Source organism: Streptacidiphilus fuscans (assembly GCF_015690355.1).
Lineage (GTDB): Bacteria > Actinomycetota > Actinomycetes > Streptomycetales > Streptomycetaceae > Streptacidiphilus > Streptacidiphilus fuscans.
The window spans coordinates 42227-61414 of sequence record NZ_JADPRT010000024.1; the positions used below are offsets into that span (position 1 = coordinate 42227).

General features: G+C 72.9%; 21 protein-coding genes. 16 read left to right on the forward strand and 5 right to left on the reverse strand.

Going from position 1 to position 19188, the window contains the following annotated elements; translation table 11 throughout:
• The first annotated feature begins 15 nt into the window (after nt 1–15).
• The 5 genes from paaA to paaE are packed head-to-tail and all read left to right on the forward strand — an operon-like array spanning nt 16 to nt 3964.
• The gene (gene paaA, locus I2501_RS36880; RefSeq protein WP_215910298.1) at nt 16–1113 is read left to right on the forward strand and encodes a 1,2-phenylacetyl-CoA epoxidase subunit PaaA; all 1098 of its coding nucleotides are present in this window, start codon (nt 16–18) and stop codon (nt 1111–1113) included.
• Nucleotides 1110–1421: a 1,2-phenylacetyl-CoA epoxidase subunit PaaB gene (gene paaB / locus I2501_RS36885; protein WP_196198446.1), complete on the forward strand. Its 312-nt coding sequence runs from the start codon at nt 1110–1112 to the stop codon at nt 1419–1421. The genes paaA and paaB overlap by 4 nt, the downstream gene beginning before the upstream one ends.
• Before the next feature lie 40 nt (nt 1422–1461).
• Complete coding sequence (paaC, locus tag I2501_RS36890) at nt 1462–2346, forward strand: 1,2-phenylacetyl-CoA epoxidase subunit PaaC (RefSeq protein WP_196198447.1); 885 nt, start codon at nt 1462–1464, stop codon at nt 2344–2346.
• On the forward strand, nt 2340–2903 hold the full coding sequence (paaD, locus tag I2501_RS36895; protein ID WP_408022817.1) for a 1,2-phenylacetyl-CoA epoxidase subunit PaaD: 564 nt from the start codon (nt 2340–2342) through the stop codon (nt 2901–2903). Before paaC ends, paaD begins: the two co-directional genes overlap by 7 nt.
• Nucleotides 2867–3964, forward strand: a complete 1098-nt coding sequence (gene paaE, locus I2501_RS36900; protein WP_196198500.1) for a 1,2-phenylacetyl-CoA epoxidase subunit PaaE — start codon at nt 2867–2869, stop codon at nt 3962–3964. The genes paaD and paaE overlap by 37 nt, the downstream gene beginning before the upstream one ends.
• A 42-nt stretch (nt 3965–4006) precedes the next feature.
• Here the strand turns inward: paaE and I2501_RS36905 are convergent, their stop codons facing one another.
• On the reverse strand, nt 4007–4216 hold the full coding sequence (locus I2501_RS36905) for a DUF5302 domain-containing protein (RefSeq protein WP_196198449.1): 210 nt from the start codon (nt 4214–4216) through the stop codon (nt 4007–4009).
• A 312-nt stretch (nt 4217–4528) separates the two neighbouring features.
• On the opposite strand from I2501_RS36905, the gene lgt reads away from it, so the two are divergent.
• The 7 genes from lgt to I2501_RS36940 all read left to right on the forward strand — a co-directional run bounded on the left by lgt (nt 4529) and on the right by I2501_RS36940 (nt 11184).
• Complete coding sequence (gene lgt, locus I2501_RS36910) at nt 4529–5503, forward strand: prolipoprotein diacylglyceryl transferase (protein WP_196198450.1); 975 nt, start codon at nt 4529–4531, stop codon at nt 5501–5503.
• A gap of 158 nt (nt 5504–5661) precedes the next feature.
• The gene (locus tag I2501_RS36915) at nt 5662–6684 is read left to right on the forward strand and encodes a DMT family transporter (protein WP_196198451.1); all 1023 of its coding nucleotides are present in this window, start codon (nt 5662–5664) and stop codon (nt 6682–6684) included.
• A gap of 68 nt (nt 6685–6752) precedes the next feature.
• Nucleotides 6753–7661: an ABC transporter ATP-binding protein gene (locus tag I2501_RS36920; RefSeq protein ID WP_196198452.1), complete on the forward strand. Its 909-nt coding sequence runs from the start codon at nt 6753–6755 to the stop codon at nt 7659–7661.
• A complete protein-coding gene (locus I2501_RS36925) occupies nt 7661–8431 on the forward strand; it encodes an ABC transporter permease (protein WP_196198453.1) in 771 nt (256 codons plus the stop codon). Before I2501_RS36920 ends, I2501_RS36925 begins: the two co-directional genes overlap by 1 nt.
• A 20-nt stretch (nt 8432–8451) precedes the next feature.
• Nucleotides 8452–9684 carry a sensor histidine kinase gene (locus tag I2501_RS36930; protein WP_196198454.1) on the forward strand — a complete coding sequence of 411 codons (1233 nt, stop codon included), beginning with the start codon at nt 8452–8454 and terminating at the stop codon, nt 9682–9684.
• Nucleotides 9685–9687: 3 nt separating this feature from the next.
• Complete coding sequence (locus I2501_RS36935) at nt 9688–10356, forward strand: response regulator transcription factor (RefSeq protein WP_196198455.1); 669 nt, start codon at nt 9688–9690, stop codon at nt 10354–10356.
• A 36-nt stretch (nt 10357–10392) separates the two neighbouring features.
• Complete coding sequence (locus I2501_RS36940) at nt 10393–11184, forward strand: class I SAM-dependent methyltransferase (protein WP_196198456.1); 792 nt, start codon at nt 10393–10395, stop codon at nt 11182–11184.
• Here I2501_RS36940 and I2501_RS36945 read toward each other — a convergent pair.
• Nucleotides 11160–12269, reverse strand: a complete 1110-nt coding sequence (locus I2501_RS36945; RefSeq protein WP_196198457.1) for an FAD-dependent oxidoreductase — start codon at nt 12267–12269, stop codon at nt 11160–11162. The genes I2501_RS36940 and I2501_RS36945 overlap by 25 nt on opposite strands.
• A 145-nt stretch (nt 12270–12414) precedes the next feature.
• Between I2501_RS36945 and I2501_RS36950 the strand changes: the two genes are divergently transcribed.
• The gene (locus I2501_RS36950) at nt 12415–12876 is read left to right on the forward strand and encodes a universal stress protein (protein ID WP_196198458.1); all 462 of its coding nucleotides are present in this window, start codon (nt 12415–12417) and stop codon (nt 12874–12876) included.
• Between the two features lie 7 nt (nt 12877–12883).
• Here I2501_RS36950 and I2501_RS36955 read toward each other — a convergent pair whose 3' ends face one another.
• The 3 genes from I2501_RS36955 to I2501_RS36965 form a co-directional block, all read right to left on the reverse strand.
• On the reverse strand, nt 12884–13207 hold the full coding sequence (locus tag I2501_RS36955) for a nuclear transport factor 2-like protein (protein WP_196198459.1): 324 nt from the start codon (nt 13205–13207) through the stop codon (nt 12884–12886).
• 147 nt (nt 13208–13354) lie between these two features.
• Entirely contained in the window at nt 13355–14110 is a 756-nt protein-coding gene (locus I2501_RS36960; RefSeq protein WP_196198460.1) for a Mut7-C RNAse domain-containing protein, read from the reverse strand.
• A 65-nt stretch (nt 14111–14175) separates the two neighbouring features.
• The gene (locus I2501_RS36965) at nt 14176–16554 is read right to left on the reverse strand and encodes an ATP-binding SpoIIE family protein phosphatase (protein ID WP_236047931.1); all 2379 of its coding nucleotides are present in this window, start codon (nt 16552–16554) and stop codon (nt 14176–14178) included.
• Nucleotides 16555–16718: 164 nt separating this feature from the next.
• Here I2501_RS36965 and I2501_RS36970 point away from each other — a divergent pair, with 164 nt between their 5' ends.
• The 3 genes from I2501_RS36970 to I2501_RS36980 all read left to right on the forward strand — a co-directional run bounded on the left by I2501_RS36970 (nt 16719) and on the right by I2501_RS36980 (nt 19161).
• Nucleotides 16719–17345, forward strand: a complete 627-nt coding sequence (locus I2501_RS36970; protein ID WP_408022818.1) for a helix-turn-helix domain-containing protein — start codon at nt 16719–16721, stop codon at nt 17343–17345.
• A complete protein-coding gene (locus I2501_RS36975) occupies nt 17338–17520 on the forward strand; it encodes a DUF6126 family protein (protein ID WP_196198507.1) in 183 nt (60 codons plus the stop codon). Before I2501_RS36970 ends, I2501_RS36975 begins: the two co-directional genes overlap by 8 nt.
• Before the next feature lie 345 nt (nt 17521–17865).
• Nucleotides 17866–19161, forward strand: coding sequence for an HNH endonuclease signature motif containing protein (locus I2501_RS36980; protein ID WP_196198461.1), 1296 nt, complete (start codon nt 17866–17868; stop codon nt 19159–19161).
• Nucleotides 19162–19188: the final 27 nt, after the last annotated feature.

The window sequence follows — 19188 nt, forward strand, 5'->3', positions numbered from 1 at the left end:
GAGGGGCATGCAGACATGAGCGGCACCCACGCGGCACCGGCGACCGGCGGCGAGGGCACGGCCGTGCCGACCGAGCCTGCCGAGAACCCCGAGCTCGCCGCGCTCTCGGCGCACTTCGACGCGACCATCGCGCACGACCACCGCATCGAACCGCGCGACTGGATGCCGGACGGCTACCGCGCGACGCTGGTGCGCCAGATCGCCCAGCACGCCCACTCCGAGATCATCGGCATGCAGCCGGAGGGGGAGTGGATCACCAAGGCTCCCTCGCTGCGCCGCAAGGCGATCCTCTTCGCCAAGGTCCAGGACGAGGCCGGGCACGGGCTCTACCTCTACTCCGCCGCCGAGACGCTCGGCACCGACCGCGCCGAGCTGACCGAGCGGCTGCTCAACGGGCGGCAGAAGTACTCCTCGATCTTCAACTACCCGACGCTGAGCTTCGCCGACGTCGGCGTGATCGGCTGGTTCGTCGACGGCGCGGCCATCTGCAACCAGGTGCCGCTCTGCCGCTCCAGCTACGGCCCCTACGCGCGCTCGATGGTCAGGATCTGCAAGGAGGAGTCCTTCCACCAGCGCCAGGGCTACGAGCTGCTGCTGACCATGATGTCCGGCAGCCCCGCCCAGCGCGCTCAGGTGCAGGACGCGGTCGACCGCTGGTGGTGGCCCTCGCTGATGATGTTCGGCCCGCCGGACACCGACTCGCCCAACAGCGCCCAGTCCATGGCATGGCGGATCAAGCGGCACAGCAACGACGAACTGCGCCAGCGCTTCGTCGACATGACGGTCCCTCAGGCCGAAAAGCTCGGCGTCACCCTCCCCGACCCGGAGCTGCGCTGGAACGAGGAGCGCGGCGCGCACGACTTCGGCACGCCCGACTACGACGAGCTGATGCGGGTCATCAAGGGCGACGGCCCGTGCAACGAGCAGCGGATCACCCGCCGCCGTCAGGCCCACGAGGACGGCGCCTGGGTCCGCGAGGCCGCCCTCGCCCACGCGGCCAAGCAGCAGGCCCGCGCCGCAGCCGACCAGGCTGCGACCGACAAGGCTGCGACGCAGAAGGCTGCGACACATAAGGCCGCGACAGAGACGAACGAGGAAGGAACGGCCGCATGAGCAGCACCGAGTCCCCGCAGGCCCCGCGCGGGAGTTGGCCCCTGTACGAGGTCTTCGTGCGCGGCAAGCGCGGCCTCAACCACGTCCACGTCGGCTCGCTCCACGCCGCCGACGAGCGGATGGCGCTGACCAACGCCCGTGACCTCTACACCCGTCGCAACGAGGGCGTCTCGATCTGGGTGGTCCGCTCCGACGCCATCACCGCCTCCACCCCGGACGAGAAGGACCCGTTCTTCTCGCCCAGCGGCGACAAGGTCTACCGGCACCCGACCTTCTACGCCATCCCCGACGACGTCCCCCACATCTGACCCCCGCACCGCTGACCTCGCACATCACAGGAGCCCTCGCGTGACCGACGACCACGTCTACCTCTCGCTCGCCGAGGAGCACGGGGACGACACCCGCTGGGCCTTCGGCACCGGGTTCGAGGACCCGCTGCACGGCGTCGACACCACGCTGCCCGCCGGCGTGGACGCAGACGAGCTGGCTGCGCTCTGCCTGGCCCTCGCCGACGACGCGTTGGTGGCCGCCCAGCGACTGGCGCAGTGGGTCACCCTGGCACCGGAGTTGGAGGAGGAGGTCGCACTCGCCAACATCGGCCTGGACCTGCTCGGCCAGGCCCGCCTGCTCTACGCCCGCGCCGGACAGGCCGAAGGCCACGGCGAGGAGGGCAAGGGCCGCGACGAGGACGCGCTCGCCTACTTCCGCGACCCGGACGAGTTCCGCAACGTGCTGCTGGCCGAGGTCCCCAACGGCGACTTCGCGCACTGCGTGGTCAAGCTGCTGCTGCTCTCCAGCTGGCGGCTGGCCCAGCTGCAGCAGCTCACCGGCCATGCGGACCCGGTGCTCGCCGCCGTCGCCCACAAGGGAGTCAGCGAGCTGACGTACCACCGCGACCACGCCGCACAGTGGGTGGTCCGGCTCGGCGACGGCACCGAGGAGTCCACGCGCCGCACCCGCGCCGCGCTGGCCGAACTCTGGCCCTACCGCGCCGAGCTCTACGCCGCCGCGCCGGAGACGCGCGACGAGGTCGAGGCGGTCCTGGCCCAGGTCCTCGCCGCCGCGCACCTCGATGCAACAGAGCTGGACGCAGCAGAGCTCGGCGCGTCGGGCGAGGCCACCGCGCAGGCGCTGACGGGCAACGGCCGCTCCGGCGAGCACACCGAGCACCTGACCGAACTCCTCGCCGAGCTCCAGGGCGTGGCGCGGTCCGACCCGGAGGCGACGTGGTGAGCGCCACGGCCCGCCCGGCACTCGACGCCGGACTCGACGCCGCGCTCGACGACGCCCGCGCCGCCGCCGAGTCGGTGTGCGACCCCGAGCTGCCCATGCTCACCCTCGCCGACCTGGGCGTGCTGCGCGACGTCCGGATCGAGGACGACGGGGCGGTGACCGCCGTGCTGACCCCCACCTACAGCGGCTGCCCGGCACTCGCCGAGATGCGGGCCGACCTGGACGCGGCGCTGCGCTCGGCCGGTTTCTCAACTGTGCACGTGCGCACCGAACTCAGTCCGCCGTGGAGCACCGACGACATCACCGCCGAGGGCCGCCGCAAGCTCGCCGAGTCGGGCATCGCCCCGCCCGGCCGCGCGCCGCGCCGGAGCGGAGGACCGATCCCGGTGACGCTCACGCTCGGGCCCCGCACCACCCGTACGGAAGACGCCGTCCGCTGCCCGCGCTGCGGGTCGCCGGACACCGAGGAGACCAGTCGTTTTGGCGCGACCGCCTGCAAGGCGCTGCGCCGCTGCCGCGCCTGCCGCGAGCCCTTCGAGCAGGTCAAGGAGATCTAGTGCGCACCAGTTTCCACCCGCTGCGGGTCGCCGTCGTCGAGCCGCTCTGCGAGGACGCCGCGGCCGTCACCTTCGACGTCCCGGACGAGCTCGCCGAGCGGTTCGCGTTCCGCGCCGGGCAGTCGCTGACGCTGCGTCGGGTCGTCGACGGGCACGACGAGCGCCGCTCGTACTCGCTGTGCGCGCCGGAGGGCGGCCCGCTGCGGATCGGCGTCCGCGAGGTGCCCGGCGGCCTCTTCTCCTCGTGGCTGGTGCACGACCTGCGGCCGGGTGACGTGATCGAGGCGCTGCCGCCGCTCGGCAGCTTCGTGCCGGACCTCACCGTGCCGGCGCACCACGCGCTGATCGGCGCGGGCTCCGGCATCACGCCGCTGCTGGCAATCGCCGCCTCGGCGCTGGCCGACCCCAAGGCGCGCGTCACCCTGCTCTACGGCAACCGTCGCAGCGACTCGGTGATGTTCGCGGACGAGCTGGCCGACCTCAAGGACCGCTACCCGGAGCGCTTCCACCTGGTCCATGTGCTCTCCCGGGAGCCCAGGGAGAGCGAGCTGCTCAGCTGCCGCCTGGACGCCGAGCACCTGGACGCGGTGCTGCGCGCGCTGGTGGACGTCCCCGACGTCGGCCACTGGTGGCTCTGCGGCCCGCTGGGCATGACCGAGGACGCCCGCACGGTCCTCTCCGGCCTGGGCGTCCCGGCCGAGCGCGTCCACCGCGAGCTCTTCTACGCCGAGGACGAGGAGCCGCCGCCCGCGGTCAGCCACGAGGACCGCGGACCTGACGGCCCCTCGGCCGAGCTGGAGCTCACCCTGGACGGCCGCGTCTCCACCCTGCGGATGCCCGTGGGCGAGACCGTGCTCGACGCCGCCCAGCGGGCCCGGCCGGACCTGCCGTTCGCCTGCAAGGGCGGCGTCTGCGGCACCTGCCGCGCGCTCGTCGTCTCCGGCGAGGTGCGGATGCGCCGCAACTTCGCCTTGGAGGACGCCGAGCTGACGGCCGGTTATGTGCTGACCTGCCAGTCCGAGCCGGTCAGCGAGCGGGTCGTACTGGACTTCGACTCGTAGGCCCGTAGGCCCGTGGGCCCGCCGGTCGGCGAGCGCTCCGCGTCAGCCGCTCTTGCGGCGGAACGAGCGCTGGCCGCCCGACTTGCCGTGGGTGCCGTGGATCTTCGACGGGTCCTGCCCGTGCGCGCCGGCCACGTCCGCCTTGGGGTCGCGACGGCGGGCCAGCGCCTCTCGGAACTTCCGCTTGACGTCGTCCTCGGACTCCTCGGGGCCTGCGGAGTCGGCCGGGCCGGGATGTGCGTCGTCCGCCATGGGATGCCTCCAGGTGCGCGTGCGTGGAACCACGGTGGTGTCCGTGTACGGGCAGTCTTCCACGGCGTGACCTTCGGCGGTGACTGGTTTTCGCGCGGATCACCCGGTCCGACGGAGCACGCCCGGCCGCCGCACGACAACACGCGCGACGCCACGCACGACGGCACGCACGACGCCACGCATGACCTTCCGCCGCGACCCGCGCATATCACGGATCACGGAGGACCCCGCATGTAGGCTGGGGCCCGCAGCACGCGGGCCCCACGCTGCAGGTTCCCGGGCCCGCCCGGTTCTCCGAGGGAAACGGCCCTGATGGATCTCGCGTACATCCCCAGCCCGTCGCAGGGCGTCTGGCACCTCGGCCCCGTGCCGATCCGCGCGTACGCGCTGTGCATCCTGGCCGGTATCGCGGCGGCGCTCTGGCTGACCCGCAAGCGCTGGATCAAGCTCGGTGGCAACCCCGAGGACATCTTCGACGTCGCGCTGTGGGCGGTCCCGTTCGGCATCGTCGGTGGTCGGCTCTACCACGTGATCACCGACCCCGAGCTCTACTTCAAGGCGGGCGAGCAGCCGATCCGCGCCCTCTACATCTGGGACGGCGGGCTCGGCATCTGGGGCGCGGTCGCACTCGGCGCGGTGGGCGCCTGGATCGGCTGCCGCCGCAAGGGCATCCCGCTCTCCGGCTTCGCGGACGCGCTCGCGCCCGGTCTGATCCTGGCCCAGGCGATCGGCCGCTGGGGCAACTGGTTCAACCAGGAGCTCTACGGCGACCCGACCAAGCTGCCCTGGGGCCTTCAGATCAACAAGGTCAACCCCGACGGCAGCGTCGTCCACGGCGTCTTCCAGCCGACCTTCCTCTACGAGTCGCTCTGGGACTTGGCCATCGTCTTCGTGCTGCTCTACGCGGACCGCCGCTGGAGCCTGCACAACGGCCGTCTCTTCGCGCTCTACGTCGCCTGCTACACGGCGGGCCGCGGCTGGATCGAGGCGCTGCGCAGCGACCACGCCAACCGGATCCTCGGCCTGCGCGTCAACGACTGGACCTCGCTGCTGCTCTTCCTGGCGGCCGTCGGCTTCGTCGTCGCCACCCGCAACCGGCCGGTGCCGGAGAACCCGATCGGCGCCTCGCGGCTGCCGGCGGAGCCGATCACCGCGGCTGACGCCGAGGCCGGTGCGGCGAACGCGGACGGCGCGGAACCCGCTGAGGGTGAGGTCGGCGCGACCCGCGAACCCGCCGGAGCGACCCGGGTGTCCGGCGACGCGGGCGATCCGAAGCAGCCCGCCTGAGCCCGTCCTGGTCCGTGCCTGAATCCGTCTGATCTTCACGCCCCGTCCACCGGGCCGTAGGGCCGTCCGCGTAGGTAGCATGCGCACAGGACCGACACAGCGATCGGGACCGCGGACTGCGCCGGGTGGTTCGGGGTTCCGGCGAGGGGGCTTCGAACGTGGATACGGGCACGGTGCTGTCGGTGGTGTTCGCGGTGTGTGCCGCCGTGAGCAACGCCCTGGGGACCGTGCTGCAACGTCGCGCCGCGCTCGTCGTGCCCGCCTCCAAGGGCTTCCGGCTCGGGCTGATGTGGGACCTGCTGCGCACGCCCGTCTGGCTCTTCGGCATCCTCGGCGTGATCTTCGCCGCGGTCTTCCAGGGCCTGGCCCTGACGTTGGGACCGCTGGCCGTGGTCCAGCCGATCTTCGTCCTGGAACTGCCCGCCGCGCTGCTGATCGCCAGCCTGGTCTTCCATCGGAGGATGCCCACGCTCGGCTGGATCTGGGTGGCCTGCCTGGTGGTCGGCCTCGGCACCGCACTGGCCGCGGCCGCGCCGAGCGGTGGCAGCCCGCAGCCGGGCGTCGGGCTCTGGGTCTTCGCGCTCGCGTCCTGCGGCGGCGCGATGATCATGCTCTGCCTGATCGCGCTGCGCCACTCCTTCGGCGGTGTCCGGGCCGTCTGCCTGGGGCTGGCCGCCGCGATCGGCTACGCGCTCACCGCCGCGTTGATGAAGTCCGCCACCGACACCCTGGACCACCAGGGCGTCGGGGCGTTCTTCAGCGCCTGGCAGACCTACGGCTTCGCGGCCGTCGGCGTCTGCTCGCTCTTCGTCCTGGAGAACGCGATGCAGGCCGGCCCGCTGGTCGCCTCGCAGCCCGCGCTGACCCTCGGCGACGCCCTGATCAGCCTCTCGCTCGGGGTCACCCTCTACGACGAGTCGGTCCGCACCGGCTGGTGGCTGGTCCCCGCGATCTTCGGCGTCGGTCTGGTGGCAGTCGGCGCGTTCGGGCTCTCCCGCCTCCAGATGATGCCGCAGGAGGGCGAGCGCTCCGGCGCCAAGCCGTCCGGGACGGCGCCCCACTCCGACGGTGATCCCGACGGTGATCCCGACGGCGACCCTGCCCCGGATGTCCAGCACGATCCCCAGCCCGATCCCGACCCCGCGCCTGCGGGCGGTGGCGACGTACATCCTCGGGAGTAGGCGACCCGCCCGGGAACGCATCCGCCGTCCGAGGCGGCGGCGTGGCCGGGGCGAGCAGGATCGGGGGCATGGAGACAGCCATCGCCCTGGAACGGGCGACCAAGCGCTTCGGCGAGCTGACCGCCGTCGACGCCCTCACCCTGGAGGTCCCGCGCGGCGCGACCGTCGCGCTGCTCGGGGCGAACGGAGCCGGCAAGAGCACCACCGTCGGCCTGCTGATGGGCCTGCACGCGCCCGACGCCGGACGCGTCACCGTCGCCGGACTCGCACCCCGGACCGCCGTCGTCCAGGGCCGCATCGCCGCGATGCTCCAGGACTGCGGCCTGATGCCGGGCGTCACCGCCGCCGAGGTGGTGGCCCTGGGCCGCCGGATGTACCCCGCCCCGCTGCACGTCGAGGAGGCGCTGGAGCTGGCCGGACTGCGCGAGTTGGCGCACCGGCGGGTCGACCGGATGTCCGGCGGCCAGGCGCAGCGGCTCAAGTTCGCGCTGGTGGCCGTCGCCGGTGCGGACACCATGCTGCTGGACGAGCCCACCCGGGCCCTGGACGTCCAGGGCCGCCGCGAGTTCTGGGCCGCGATGCGCACCTGCGCCGCGTCGGGCCGGACCATCCTCTTCGCCACCCACTACCTCGACGAGGTCGAGGAGAACGCCGACCGCGTGGTGGTCATGGCACGCGGCCGGATCGTCGCCGACGGCACGCCCGCGCAGATCCGCGAGGCGGGCGGGCAGTCTGTCGTCCGCTTCCGGATCCCGGCCACGGAGCTTGCTCAACTGCCCGAGCTGCCCGGCCGGTTGACCGTCGAGCACGGCTGGGCCACCGTCCGCACCGCCGACCCGGACACCGTGGTCCGGCTCGTGGCCCGCGGCGACGCCGCGTGGAGCGACCTGCGCGTCGCCCCGCCCAGCCTGGACGACTCGTTCCTGGCGCTCACCGGACCGACAGGCCCTGCCCTGTTCGAGGAGGCACGAGCCTGATGACGCTGCACCTGTTCCGCCTCGAATGCCTGCGGATGCTCCGCGACCCGCGCTACCTCGCGCTGGCCGTCGTCGCACCGATCGGCTTCTACCTGCTCTTCGCCTCGCTCTTCGGCGGCAAGCCCACCCAGCCCGGCCAACTGCAGGGAACCGTCGAGATCATGGTGGCCATGGCCGCCTACGGCGCGATCTGGGGCGCCCTGTCGGCGACCGGTCCACGGATCGCGCACGAGCGCAGCAGCGGCTGGCTGGAGCAACTGCGCGCCATGCCGGTCACCGGACGGCAGTTGCTCACCGCGAAGATCGCCGCCGGACTGGCTGTGGCGCTGCCCGCGCTGGTGCTGGTCTGCGTCACCGCCGTCGCCGTCAAGGGTGTGCGGCTGGACGCGTGGCAGTGGTGCGCGCTGATCCCGGCGATGTGGCTGGGCAGCCTGCCGTTCGCACTGATGGGTGTGGCGCTCGGCTTCGCGGTCGGCCCGGAGGCGGCGTTCCCGCTCAGCTACGCCCTCTACATGGCCGGTTCGGCGCTCGGCGGCCTCTGGGTCCCGCCCGCGCAGCTCTCCGCGGGACTGCGCGACGTGGCCCACGCGTTGCCCACCAACCGCCTTGCCGACCTCGGTTGGCAGATCGCCGGAGGCCACGCCCCGACCGTGGCTGACGTGGCGATCCTCGCCGCCTGGTCGGTCGGCTTCGCGGGGCTCGCCGTCCTCGCCTACCGCCCCGGAGGCCGCCGCGCCGGGGCCGACGGGACGTCTCCCGTCTCCGCCTGATGAACGCCTACGCTGCCACCGTGGTGCAGCCCCGGAACCGAGCCGTCCCGGCCCTCGACCTCGCCGTCGTGGGCTCGGTGACCCTCTTCGCCTGCTTCGGCGTCTGGACCGAGCAGCACTACGGTCCGCACCCGCAACCCTGGCCGCCCGGCGCCTACCTGCTGACCGTGGCGGCGGCGCTGCCGCTGCTGCTGCGCCGCACCCGGCCGGTCCTGGCGTCCGCGCTCTGCCTGGCCTGCATCGCCGCGTACCACTTCGCGGGGTACCCGGGACTGGCCCCCGCCGTGCTGGTCTTCCTGGTCTGCGCCGGGCTGCCGATGTACGCCGCGCGCTACGGGCTCGCCCTGGGCCTGCTCGCGGCGCTGCTGGTCTGGCTGATCCCGACGCTGCCGCCGCACCGGGTCGCCTGGTACGGCCTGGACGTCTCCATGCCCGCCGTCGCCTACGCGGCGAGCGCCATCGTCGGCCACTTCGCCCGGCGACGGCAGCTGGAGCACGAGGCGAGGGTGCGTCAGGAGGCCGCGGCCGCCGAGGAGCGCACCGGCCGACGCCTCGCCGAGGAACGGCTACGGATCGCCCGCGAGCTGCACGACGTCCTCGCCCACACCATCGCCGTGGTCGCCATCCAGAGCAGTGTCGCCATCGACGCCCTGGACGCGGACGAGTCCCCGGCCGCGCGCGAGGCGATGCTCCAGGTCCGCGGCGCGGCCCGGCAGGCGATGCCAGAACTGCGCGCCGCGCTGGACATGCTGAGAGGCGGCGACACGGTGCGTGGCTCCTTTGGAGAGTCCCCCGACTCCAGTGGGTCCGCCGAGTCCGGCGCGCTGCCCGACGCCCGCCCGCAGCCGGGCCTCGCCGACCTGCCGGACCTGGTCCGGCAGTTGCGCGAGAGCGGCCTGGAGGTCGAGTTGGACACCGATGGGCTGGACACCGGTGCCCCGGGCTCCGCCGCCGACCTGCCGCCGCTGCTGCAACTGACGGCGTACCGGATCGTCCAGGAGGCGCTGACCAACACCCTCCGCCACGCCCACGCCTCCCGCGCCACCGTCGTCCTGCGCCGCCGGGACGGTTGGCTGCTGGTCGAGGTGACCGACGATGGCCAAGGGCCCGTCGCCGAACAACAGGCCCTCGGCTTCGGCCTGTTGGGCATGCGCGAGCGCGCCGAGGCGCTCGGCGGACGGGTCGAGACGGGACCGCGCCCGGAGCGGTCCGGCTTTCTGGTCCGTGCCGAACTACCGTGGGAGACGGGGTAATCCATGGACGTGCGACCCATCCGGGTGCTGATCGCGGACGACCAGGCCCTGGTCCGGGCGGGTTTCCATGCGCTGCTCGCCCGCGCCGACGACATCGAGGTGGTGGGCGAGGCGGCCGACGGCCTCGACGCCGTCGCGCAGGCGGCCCGGCTGCGCCCGGACGTGGTGCTGATGGACGTCCGGATGCCGCACCAGGACGGCATCGCCGCCACCGCGCGGATCGTCGCCGACCCCGCGTTGGCCGACACCAAGGTGGTCGTGGTGACCACCTTCGAGCTGGACGAGTACATCCACCGCGCGCTGCGCGCCGGGGCCAGCGGCTTCCTGCTCAAGGACCTCGACGGCGACGAGCTGCGCCGCGCGGTCCGGGTCGTCGCGGCGGGCGAGGCGCTGCTCGCGCCCTCCGTCACCCGCCGCCTGATCGGCGCGTTCACCCGACGCGGCGGGGGCGCGCTGCCCCCGGAACTGGCCCGGGGATCAGCCGTGTTGACGGACCGTGAGCGCGAGGTCGTCGCCCTGGTCGGCCGTGGGCTGAGCAACGAGGAGATCGCCGCCGAACTCGTCATCTCCCCGGCCACCGCAAAGACCCACGTCTCCCACGCGATGACCAAGCTCGCCGCCCGCGACCGGGCCCAACTCGTCGTCTTCGCCTACGAGACCGGACTGGTATGAAGGGGGGCCGAGGGACCGATCGATCCGAGGAGCCGTATGCACGACCGCACCGTCCACGCCAGCTCTTTCGGCGCGGCTGCCGCCGCCTACGAGCGCGGCCGTCCCGACTACCCCGGAGCCGCCCTGGACTGGCTGCTCCAGGCGGGTGCGGGTGCGGGGGCGGGTGCGGGGTCCGGAGCCGCTGCCGCTCCGCGTGAGGTCGTGGACCTCGGTGCCGGGACCGGCAAGCTGACCCGGTCGCTCTGCGCCCGCGGCCTCGCCGTGACCGCCGTGGAGCCGTCGGAGGGCATGCGCGAGCAGCTGACGTCGGCGGTGCCGGAGGCCACGGTGCTGGCCGGCTCCGGCGAGTCGATGCCCCTGCCTCGCGGCGCCGCCGACGTCGTGCTCGCCGCGCAGTCCTGGCACTGGGTCGACACCGCCGTCGCCGTCCCCGAGGTGGCGCGGGTGCTGCGGCCCGGCGGGACGCTCGGCCTGGTCTGGAACATCCGGGACGAGCGCGAGGACTGGGTCGCCGCCCTCGGTCGCCTGCTCCATCCGGAGGGCACGCCGGTCACCGGCGGCGTCGGCGTCGAGGGCCTGGCCGACCACCCCGAGCTGTTCGAGCCGGTCGAGCGTTTCGACGTGCCCTGGACCCACACCCTGACCGCCGTCCAGCTCGTCGACATGGTCGCGTCGCGCAGCTATGTGATCACCCTGCCCGAGGCCGAGCGCGAGGCGCTGCTCGCCGAGGTCCGCGACCTGACGGAGCGTCACCCCGCCCTGGCGGGTCGGACGCAGCTGCAGCTCCCGTACGTGACGGAGTGCTACCGGGCCCGCGCGAGGACCTGACCGGCGGGAGCGCTGGCTCCGGGGTGTCCCTGCAGGTAACGGTCGATCGCGACCGCCGCCGCGCGGCCCGCCCGGTTGGCGCCGATCGTCGACGCCGACGGACCGTAGCCGACCAGGTGCACCCGCGGGTCGGCGGCGGCCTGCGTCCCCGCCATCCGGATGCCGCCGCCGGGCTCGCGGAGCCCCAACGGCGTCAGATGCCCGACGGCGGCACGGAATCCGGTGGCCCAGACGATCGCGTCCACCGCCTCCTCGTGCCCGTCGGCCCAGGCCACGCCGTGCTCGGTGATCCGGTCGAACATGGGGAGCCGGTTCAGCGCGCCCAGCTCGCGAGCCCGCAGCAGTGCGGGGGAGGGCGCCAGGCCCGTCACCGAGACCACGCTGCTCGGCGGGAGTCCGGCGCGGACCCGCTGCTCCACCATGGCCACGGCCGCCCGTCCGAGCTCCGGCGCGAACCGCTCCTCGCGGAAGACCGGCGGCCTGCGGGTGACCCAGAGCGTCTCGGCCACGGCCGCGGTCTCCGCCAGGATCTGGATCGCCGACGCGCCGCCGCCGACCACCACGACCCGCTTGCCCGCGAACTCCTCCGGTCCCCGGTAGGCGGCGCTGTGCAGCATCCGGCCCCGGAACCGCTCGGCGCCGGAGTAGCGGGGGACGAACGGCCGCGTCCAGGTGCCGGTGGCGTTGACGACGGTCCGGGTGAGCAACTGGCTCCCGTCGTGGGCGCTGACGAGCAGGCGTCCGGAGCCGTCGTCGGCCTCCTCCACCGACGAGACCCGGACCGGGCGCAGTACCGGAAGCTCGTTCTCCCGCTCGTACGCCGCGAAGTAGTCCGGCAGCACGTCGCGTGCGGACTGCTCCGGCGTGAAGTCGGGCAGCGGCGCGTACGGGAGCTCGTGGAAGCCGTGCACCATCGCCATGGTGAGCGTCGGCGGCCGGTGCTGCCACGCGCCGCCCGGCCCGGCGTCCGCGTCGAGCACCACGAAGTCCCGGTGCGGGACCAGCCCGCGCCGACGCAGGTGGTACGCGGTCGACAGGCCCGCCTGTCCCGCGCCGATCACGACTGTTTCGAGTTCAACACTCACGTTCGTGAAACATCGGAGCGGGCGCAACGCTTCCCGGGCTTGCCGGGCTTCCCTCGCCGTGACCCTGCGTCGCTGACCGGCGAAAGGCCGCGGGCATGAGAGCGTGACCGTCGGAGCAAAAGATCATAAAACGGAAGGAACCGGGATGAGCCAAGGCAGCGCCGAGCGAGTGCCGGACTACATCGTCGTCGGGGTCGACGGCTCGGCCCACGCGGCCGAGGCGCTGCGCGTGGCGATCCGGCAGGCGGAGCTGACCGGCAGCCTCGTCCACGCCGTGCTGGCCTGGGAGTGGCCGAGCATCTTCTCGGTGCCCGAGCCGCCGCCCGGGCAGGCGGGCCTCACCTTCGAGGAGCAGGCGGTGCGCCGTCTCGCCCAGGCGGTCGAGGAGGTGGCCGGTCCCGGTCCGCACCCGATCGTCAGGCAGCGGGTCATCCAGGGCTCACCGACCCAGGCGCTGCTGGACGTCGCCGACGGCGCCGCGCTGCTCGTGGTCGGCAGTCGCGGCTACGGCGGATTCAAGGGCATCATGCTGGGCTCGGTCAGTCTGCACCTGGCCCAGTACGCGCGCTGCTCGGTGCTCATCGTGCGGGAGCGGGAAGAGAACTGAGTGTTCGTCAGGCCTGGCCGGTCTCGAAGCGCTTGACCTTGCCGTCGACGACCTCGAACCGCCAGACCGTGTTCATCTCGCCCCAGGTGTCGTTCCGGAACCGGGCCACCAGCCTGCGCCCGCCGTCCGACTCCCTCTGCACGTCCATCCGGCCGCCCGAGGAGAAGATCTCCCGGTCGATCCACTCGTTCAGGTCGCGGTCCGAACCGTCGTCCGCCATGGTCGCGTCGGCGGTCAGCAGCTCGACGAAGGCGTCACGGTCGTGCCCGTTGATCGCCGTCACCAGCCGGCGGACGACGGGGTCGGAGAGCTTGTCGATGGCGATGGTCATGGCGGCCTCTCTGGCGGTTCGGGGTTCGGGTTCGTGGTTCGCGGTTCGGTACGGGTGCTCCGTCGTCCCTCCCCGCGTACCAGCGAACACCCGCGCCCGCGCGGGCGCGCGCAGAGACCCGCCGTTCAGGCGGCGACCAGGTGACGCTCAGGCCGTCCGCCGGACGTCCTCGTCGGGCTGCTCGCCCACGTATCGGAGTGCCTCCTCGACGATGTCGTTCAGCCCGCCCTGGTGCGCGCCGCGCCAGTACGCCCGCCCGCAGGCGGTGCACAGGGCGAAGGTGTCGTAGCTGCGCTCGGTCCCCTCCCGCAGCTGCGGCCGGACCTCCTCCAGCGTCGCCGGGCGGAGCTCTCCGTTGCAGGCCGTGCACCGGGTCCACGGTGCCAGCGGCGGCCGGAACCGCTCCAGCACGTCGGTCAGCTGCTCCTCCGGACGGTGGCTGTACACGTACGCGCCCGCCCACAGCTCGCGTCGGTGCAGCAGCCCGCGGTCCCGGGACAGCATCACCCGCTGCTCCCGCGCCGACTGCGCGGCCAGCGCCGCGTCGCCGATGTCGAGTCGCTCGTACGCCGCGTCCACGCCCAGCAGCCGCAACCGGCGTGCCAGCGTCCCCAGATGCACGTCGAGCAGGAGGCGCGCCGGTCCCGGCAGCGCCTGCGGGCGCGTCACGGCGTCGACCTGGATCCGGTCCCCGGCCCCGGGCACGTACGCGGTCGTGGTCTCCCGCCCGTCCAGCAGCAGCCGGCCCACCTCGGTCAGCGGCACGCCGAGCGACTCGACCACGTGCCCGAGCGTGGACGTGCCGTCGGTGCGCACCCGGGCCCCGTCGGTGCTGCGCCGGGGCGCGGAGACGAAGAGGTGCAGCTCGGGCGCGAAACTGATGATGATCTCCGGTCCGTCCACGCGGCCAGCATGGCACCGCGACGACGGGCGCGGCCAGCACTTTTGCCGCCTACGTGGTTGCCGCGCTACCCGAGCTCGTCGGCTCCGCCAGTCAGGTCGGCTCCGTCCGTCACGCTGGCCTGGTCGGCCTTCTCGTTCATCTCGAACCAGATCGACTTGCCCTCGCCGAGCGGACGGGCACCCCAGCCGTCCGCGAGCAGGTCGAGCAGCACCAGGCCGCGTCCCGAGGAGGCCATCTCGCCCGGCGAACGCCGCAGCGGCAGTTCGTCGCTGCCGTCCGACACCTCGACGCGCAGCCGCCGTTCGCCCGCGGGCCCGGTCAACTCGGCCGTCAGCGCCGCCTCCTGATCGGTGTGCAGCAGCACGTTGGCGAGCAGCTCGGAGACCAGCAGCACGGCCGCGTCCACCCCGTCCGGCTCGTGCCAGTCGTGCAGGATGCCGCGCAACTCCCGGCGCGCGCCCGCGAGCCGCTCGGGCCGGCCCTGGGCGACGGTCAGCATCAGCCGACGGCCGGTCGGCTTCGGCGCGCCGACGCGTTCGTCGCGGCGCAGGAGCAGCAGCGCGATGTCGTCCTCGCGCCGGTCCGCAAGCTGACCCGGGCCGCGGTGCGAGGCGGGTCCGTGGACCGCCTGCATCAGCGCGTCGGCGATCCCCTCCAGGTCGTCCACCGGTCCCGGCTCGATCACATCCCTGACCCGGACCCAGCCGGTGTACCAGTCGTGCCCGCCGGTCTCGATCAGGCCGTCGGTGCAGGCCATGAACACCTCGCCGACCTGCAGTTCCATCTCGGTGACCGGATAGCTCTCATCGTCCGGCATCAGCCCGAGCGGCAGCCCGCCGTCGACGTGCCGGATCATCGCGCTGCCGTCCGGCGACCGCAGCACCGGGTGGGGGTGTCCCGCGCGGGCGATGGCCAGCCTGCCGGTCGCCGGTTCGGCCTCGATGTAGATGCAGGTGGCGAACCGGTCCTCGTCGACGCTGGCCAGGAACCGCGAGGCACGCGACAGCACCGCGTCCGGCCGGTGCCCTTCGACCGCGTACGCGTGCACCGCCGTCCGCAGCCGCGACATCACCCCGGCGGCGTGCACGTCGTGCCCCTGCACGTCCCCGATGACCAGCGCGACCCGCCCGCCCGGCAGGTCGATCACGTCGTACCAGTCGCCGCCGACCAGCAGCCCGCCGCCGGTGGGCACGTACCGCGCGGCGACCGTCAGCCCGTCGAGCTGACGCGCCGAGTCGCCCATCGAGCGCCGCAGACCCCGGGAGAGCGCCCGCTCGGCCTCGTTGGTGTGCGCCCGCTCCAGCGCCTGCGACAGCATCCGCGCGACGGTCGACAGCACGGCCCGCTCGTCCGGCGTGAAGGCGACGGGCGTGGCGAACGCCGCCAGCCACGCGCCGGTGGTCCGACCCGCCGTCACCAGCGGCAGGAACGCCCACGACCTGCGGTGGAACCCCTGCGCCAGCGGCCAGGTCGCCGGGAACCGGCGGGCGTACTCCTCCGGCGTGGAGAGGTAGATCGGCCGCCCGGTGCGCACCACCTGCGCCGCGGGGTACTCGGTGTCCAGCGGCATCTGGAACGGGGTGGCCTGCTCGGTCGAGTGCCCGTGCTGTCCCACCACGGTCAGCAGCGTGCCGCGCACGCCGAACACCGCCTGCCCGTCCGGCGAGAAGCCCGGCATCGCGAGCGTGGCGGCGACCCGGAGCACCTCGCTGGTCGTACTCGCCTCGGCCAGCGCCCGGCCCGCGTCGAGGAGGAACGCCTCCCGGGAGCGCCGCAGGTCCGTCTCCGGCAGCCGCGCCCGGACGCCGGTGGCCGAGCGGGCGGACCGCGCGGACCGGGAGGACTGGGCGAGGGGGCCCGACGTCGGTCGGGATCCCGGCCTCAGGGTTTCCGGCGCTCCTGGCGCTCCTGAAGCCTTCGGCGTCTCCGGCGTTTCTTGGGGTGCGTCGCTCGCCGGCGGCGGTGTGTCGGCCGGGCGCGGGAGCGCGTTGAGCGCCTCGATCTGGGCCTGCCCCGCCTCGTCCGCGTGGACGGGTTCGGGCGACCCCGGCAGCACCGGGGGACGCGGCTGCGCGTCGACCGCCGTGCCCTGCAGCGAGAACCGGCTTCCCGGAGGTCCGGGGGATATCTGCACCATGATCGTGCGCAGCAGGCGTCCGTCCGGGGTCAGCACCCGGACCCGTGCGCCCGTCGGCCGCTGCTCCGTGAGTACCAGCCGCGAGGTCGCGCTCAGCTGGGCCATGTCCTCGCCGTGCAGCCGGGATCGGACGGACGCCGCCGTCAACTCCCCGCCGTCGTCGGCGAGCCCGAGCAGGTCCCGGGTACGGGCGTCCGCTTCGAGGACGCCGTCGGCCGTGCTCCAACGCCAGACACCGATCCCGACGGCGTCGAGCACCGCCGAGGCCTGAAGCGCGACCGATTCCCCGACGGAATCGCTGACCATCGACCGGCCCTTTCGGCTGCGGATCTTGCGTCTTTCCGATCACCTTACGACCCGGTAGCCCTGGTAGGCGCGGCGGAAAGGGCGTGGCCCGTCGTCGGGCGCGGAGATTTTGCCTCAGAGGCAAGAAACTTGCCCGGCGGGCGAAGGGGGTGTGCACTGAGTGCATGGACGCAGGAGCCATGCACCACCAGGAAGAGCCGGGCACTCCCCGTGAGCGCAAGCTCGATGAGGAACTCCCCGGCCTCGGCGCGCGGTTGCGTGAGCGCCGACTGAGCAGCGGCCTCACACTCGAGGCGGCCGCCGCCCGGATCGGCCTCTCACCCGCGCACCTGTCGCGGCTGGAGACTGCCAAGCGCCAGCCCTCACTCCCCGTACTGCTGGGCCTCTCTCGAGCTTACGCCGTCCCGCTGGACGTCCTGCTCGGGGAGACCCCGACAGCCCCCACCACCGTCGTGCGCGGCGCCACCGCCGAGCCCTCGAAGGCGGGCGGCTGGACCTACCGCCCCGCCGGAGCCCCCGGCCGCGCCATGCAGGCGCTGCGCGTGCACGTCCCGCAAGGCACGCAGGAGGCGGTCGTCCGGGTCCATCCGGGGGAGGAGTGGGTCTTCGTGCTCAGCGGACGCCTGGTGCTGAACCTGGACCGGGAGGAGCACCTGCTCGACCCCGGTGACTCCGCCCACTTCGACTCGATGCGCCCACACCGTCTGTCCGCCGACTCGGCGGCCGGAGTCGACCTGCTCTTCCTGCACACGCTGCTGCAGAGCCCTACGTCGGAGTTGTGCCTTGGCTGACCACTCGCCCCACGCCGCCCCCGTCCCCGCCACCCCGGTTCCGCTGTCCGTCGAGGACGGCAGCACCCACACCGAGCGCCGGGTCAATGTCCGGGTCTTCATCTACGTCATCGGCCTGCACGTCTTCGCGGGCCTGGCCATGCTGCTCTTCTTCGCGGGCCAGCACCGGTCCTGATCGTCCGTCGGAATTCCAGGTAATCGAACAGAATGACTAACTCGTTCGTGTTCGGAATATAGTCCTTGTGGGCCATGGTCGTGGGTGGGGTTGTGGCTTGATAATTGTTCTATGGACGCCTCGATCTTCGGGGGCGGGTGTGATGACGGTGATGGCGTCCATGGGTGGGGTGTTTCCCCGGAGTCCCAGGGTTCGTCTTCTGGTTCGGATCCCCGGCTCCCTTCAATTCCCCCTTCTGTTCCTTCTCCTTCGCCTGCTGGTGATGACTGGCTGGGTCTGCCGCGTGATGCGGCGGGTTCCCGCTTCGTGGCGGGGACGCCGGTCTCGTCGCGTCAGGCGCGGTTCGTGGATCCGTTGCGGACTCTTCCCGGGTGCGCGCGTGAGCTGTTGACCGCCCTGGACGACGAGGGTGATGGCGCGTTGTTGGACGCGGGTGTGGGTTACCTCGCGGAGCAGTTCCTGGCTCTTGAGCGGTTGTCGGAGATGTTGGATGCGCAGAAGTTGCGTCGTCTGGCGGTGTTCGACCGCGTGGGCGGCGCTACCGCGGTCCGCTGCCGCTCCACGAAGGGCTTCCTGCGCACGCACGCGCAGATGGGCCAGGGTCACGCGAACCGCCTGGTGAACCTCGCGCGGGATCTGGACAAGCTCCCGACGATTCGTCAGGCCCAGGCCGACGGCAGCCTGTCGACGGACCAGGTGGAGATCCTGGCGAAGGAGCTCGCCCCGATCGAGGACACCGCCGCGCGTCATGCGGCGGAGGTGTTGATGGTCGAGCAGACCCCGAAGCTCCACCTCGCGCATGTCCGTCAGGCCGCGAAGCAGATCCACGCCCACCTCGTCCCCGAGCAGGACGCCGACGCGACGGCGGTTCCGGCGGTGTTCCAGTCCTGGGTCAAGCTCTCCGCGACCGGCACGAGTGATCGGCCGTTCTGGGTCCTGTCCGGTGAACTGTCCCCGGTGGCGGGGGAGAAGCTCCGGGTCGCCCTGGAGGCGGCGATGGGCACCCCGGTCGAGGGTGAGACCCGCACCCACTCCGAGCGCATGGGTGACGCGATGGAGAGTGTCGCGGATCTGGCGCTGGGCTCGGACAGGCTGCCGACGACGGGTGGGCAGCGTCCGCACCTGACCCTGATCGCCGACCTCGACGCCCTGCGCACCACCTGCCCCACCCACCCGGTCCTTGCGAGCGACGACGGCGACGAGCTCTCCGGGCTGCTCCGGCCGAAGGCGGCGGCGACAACGACCCGGGGCTACCAGCTCCCCGCCTGGCAGGCGCGGAAGGAGGCGTGTGACTGCCAGCTCCGCGTCATCCTCGCCCGAGGGCAGGACAAGCCGGTCTCCATCGGCCGCGCGACCCGCACCGTCCCCGCCCATCTGCGGGACGCGGTCGTCGCCCGGGACCGGCACTGCGTCTGGCCCGGCTGCGACCGGCCACCCACCTGGTGCGAAGCCCACCACGTGACCCACTGGGCCGACGGCGGCGAAACCAGTCTCGACAACCTCGCCCTGCTCTGCAACGAGCACCACACCGATCTCCACCAGACCGGCTGGGAACTCGAAATCAGGAACGGCCGACCCCACGCCGTCCCACCACCGGACACCCCACCCCCACCCAACACCCGCTACCCCCACCACAACTAGATGAGGCAGCGATTCGGGCCAGGGCGC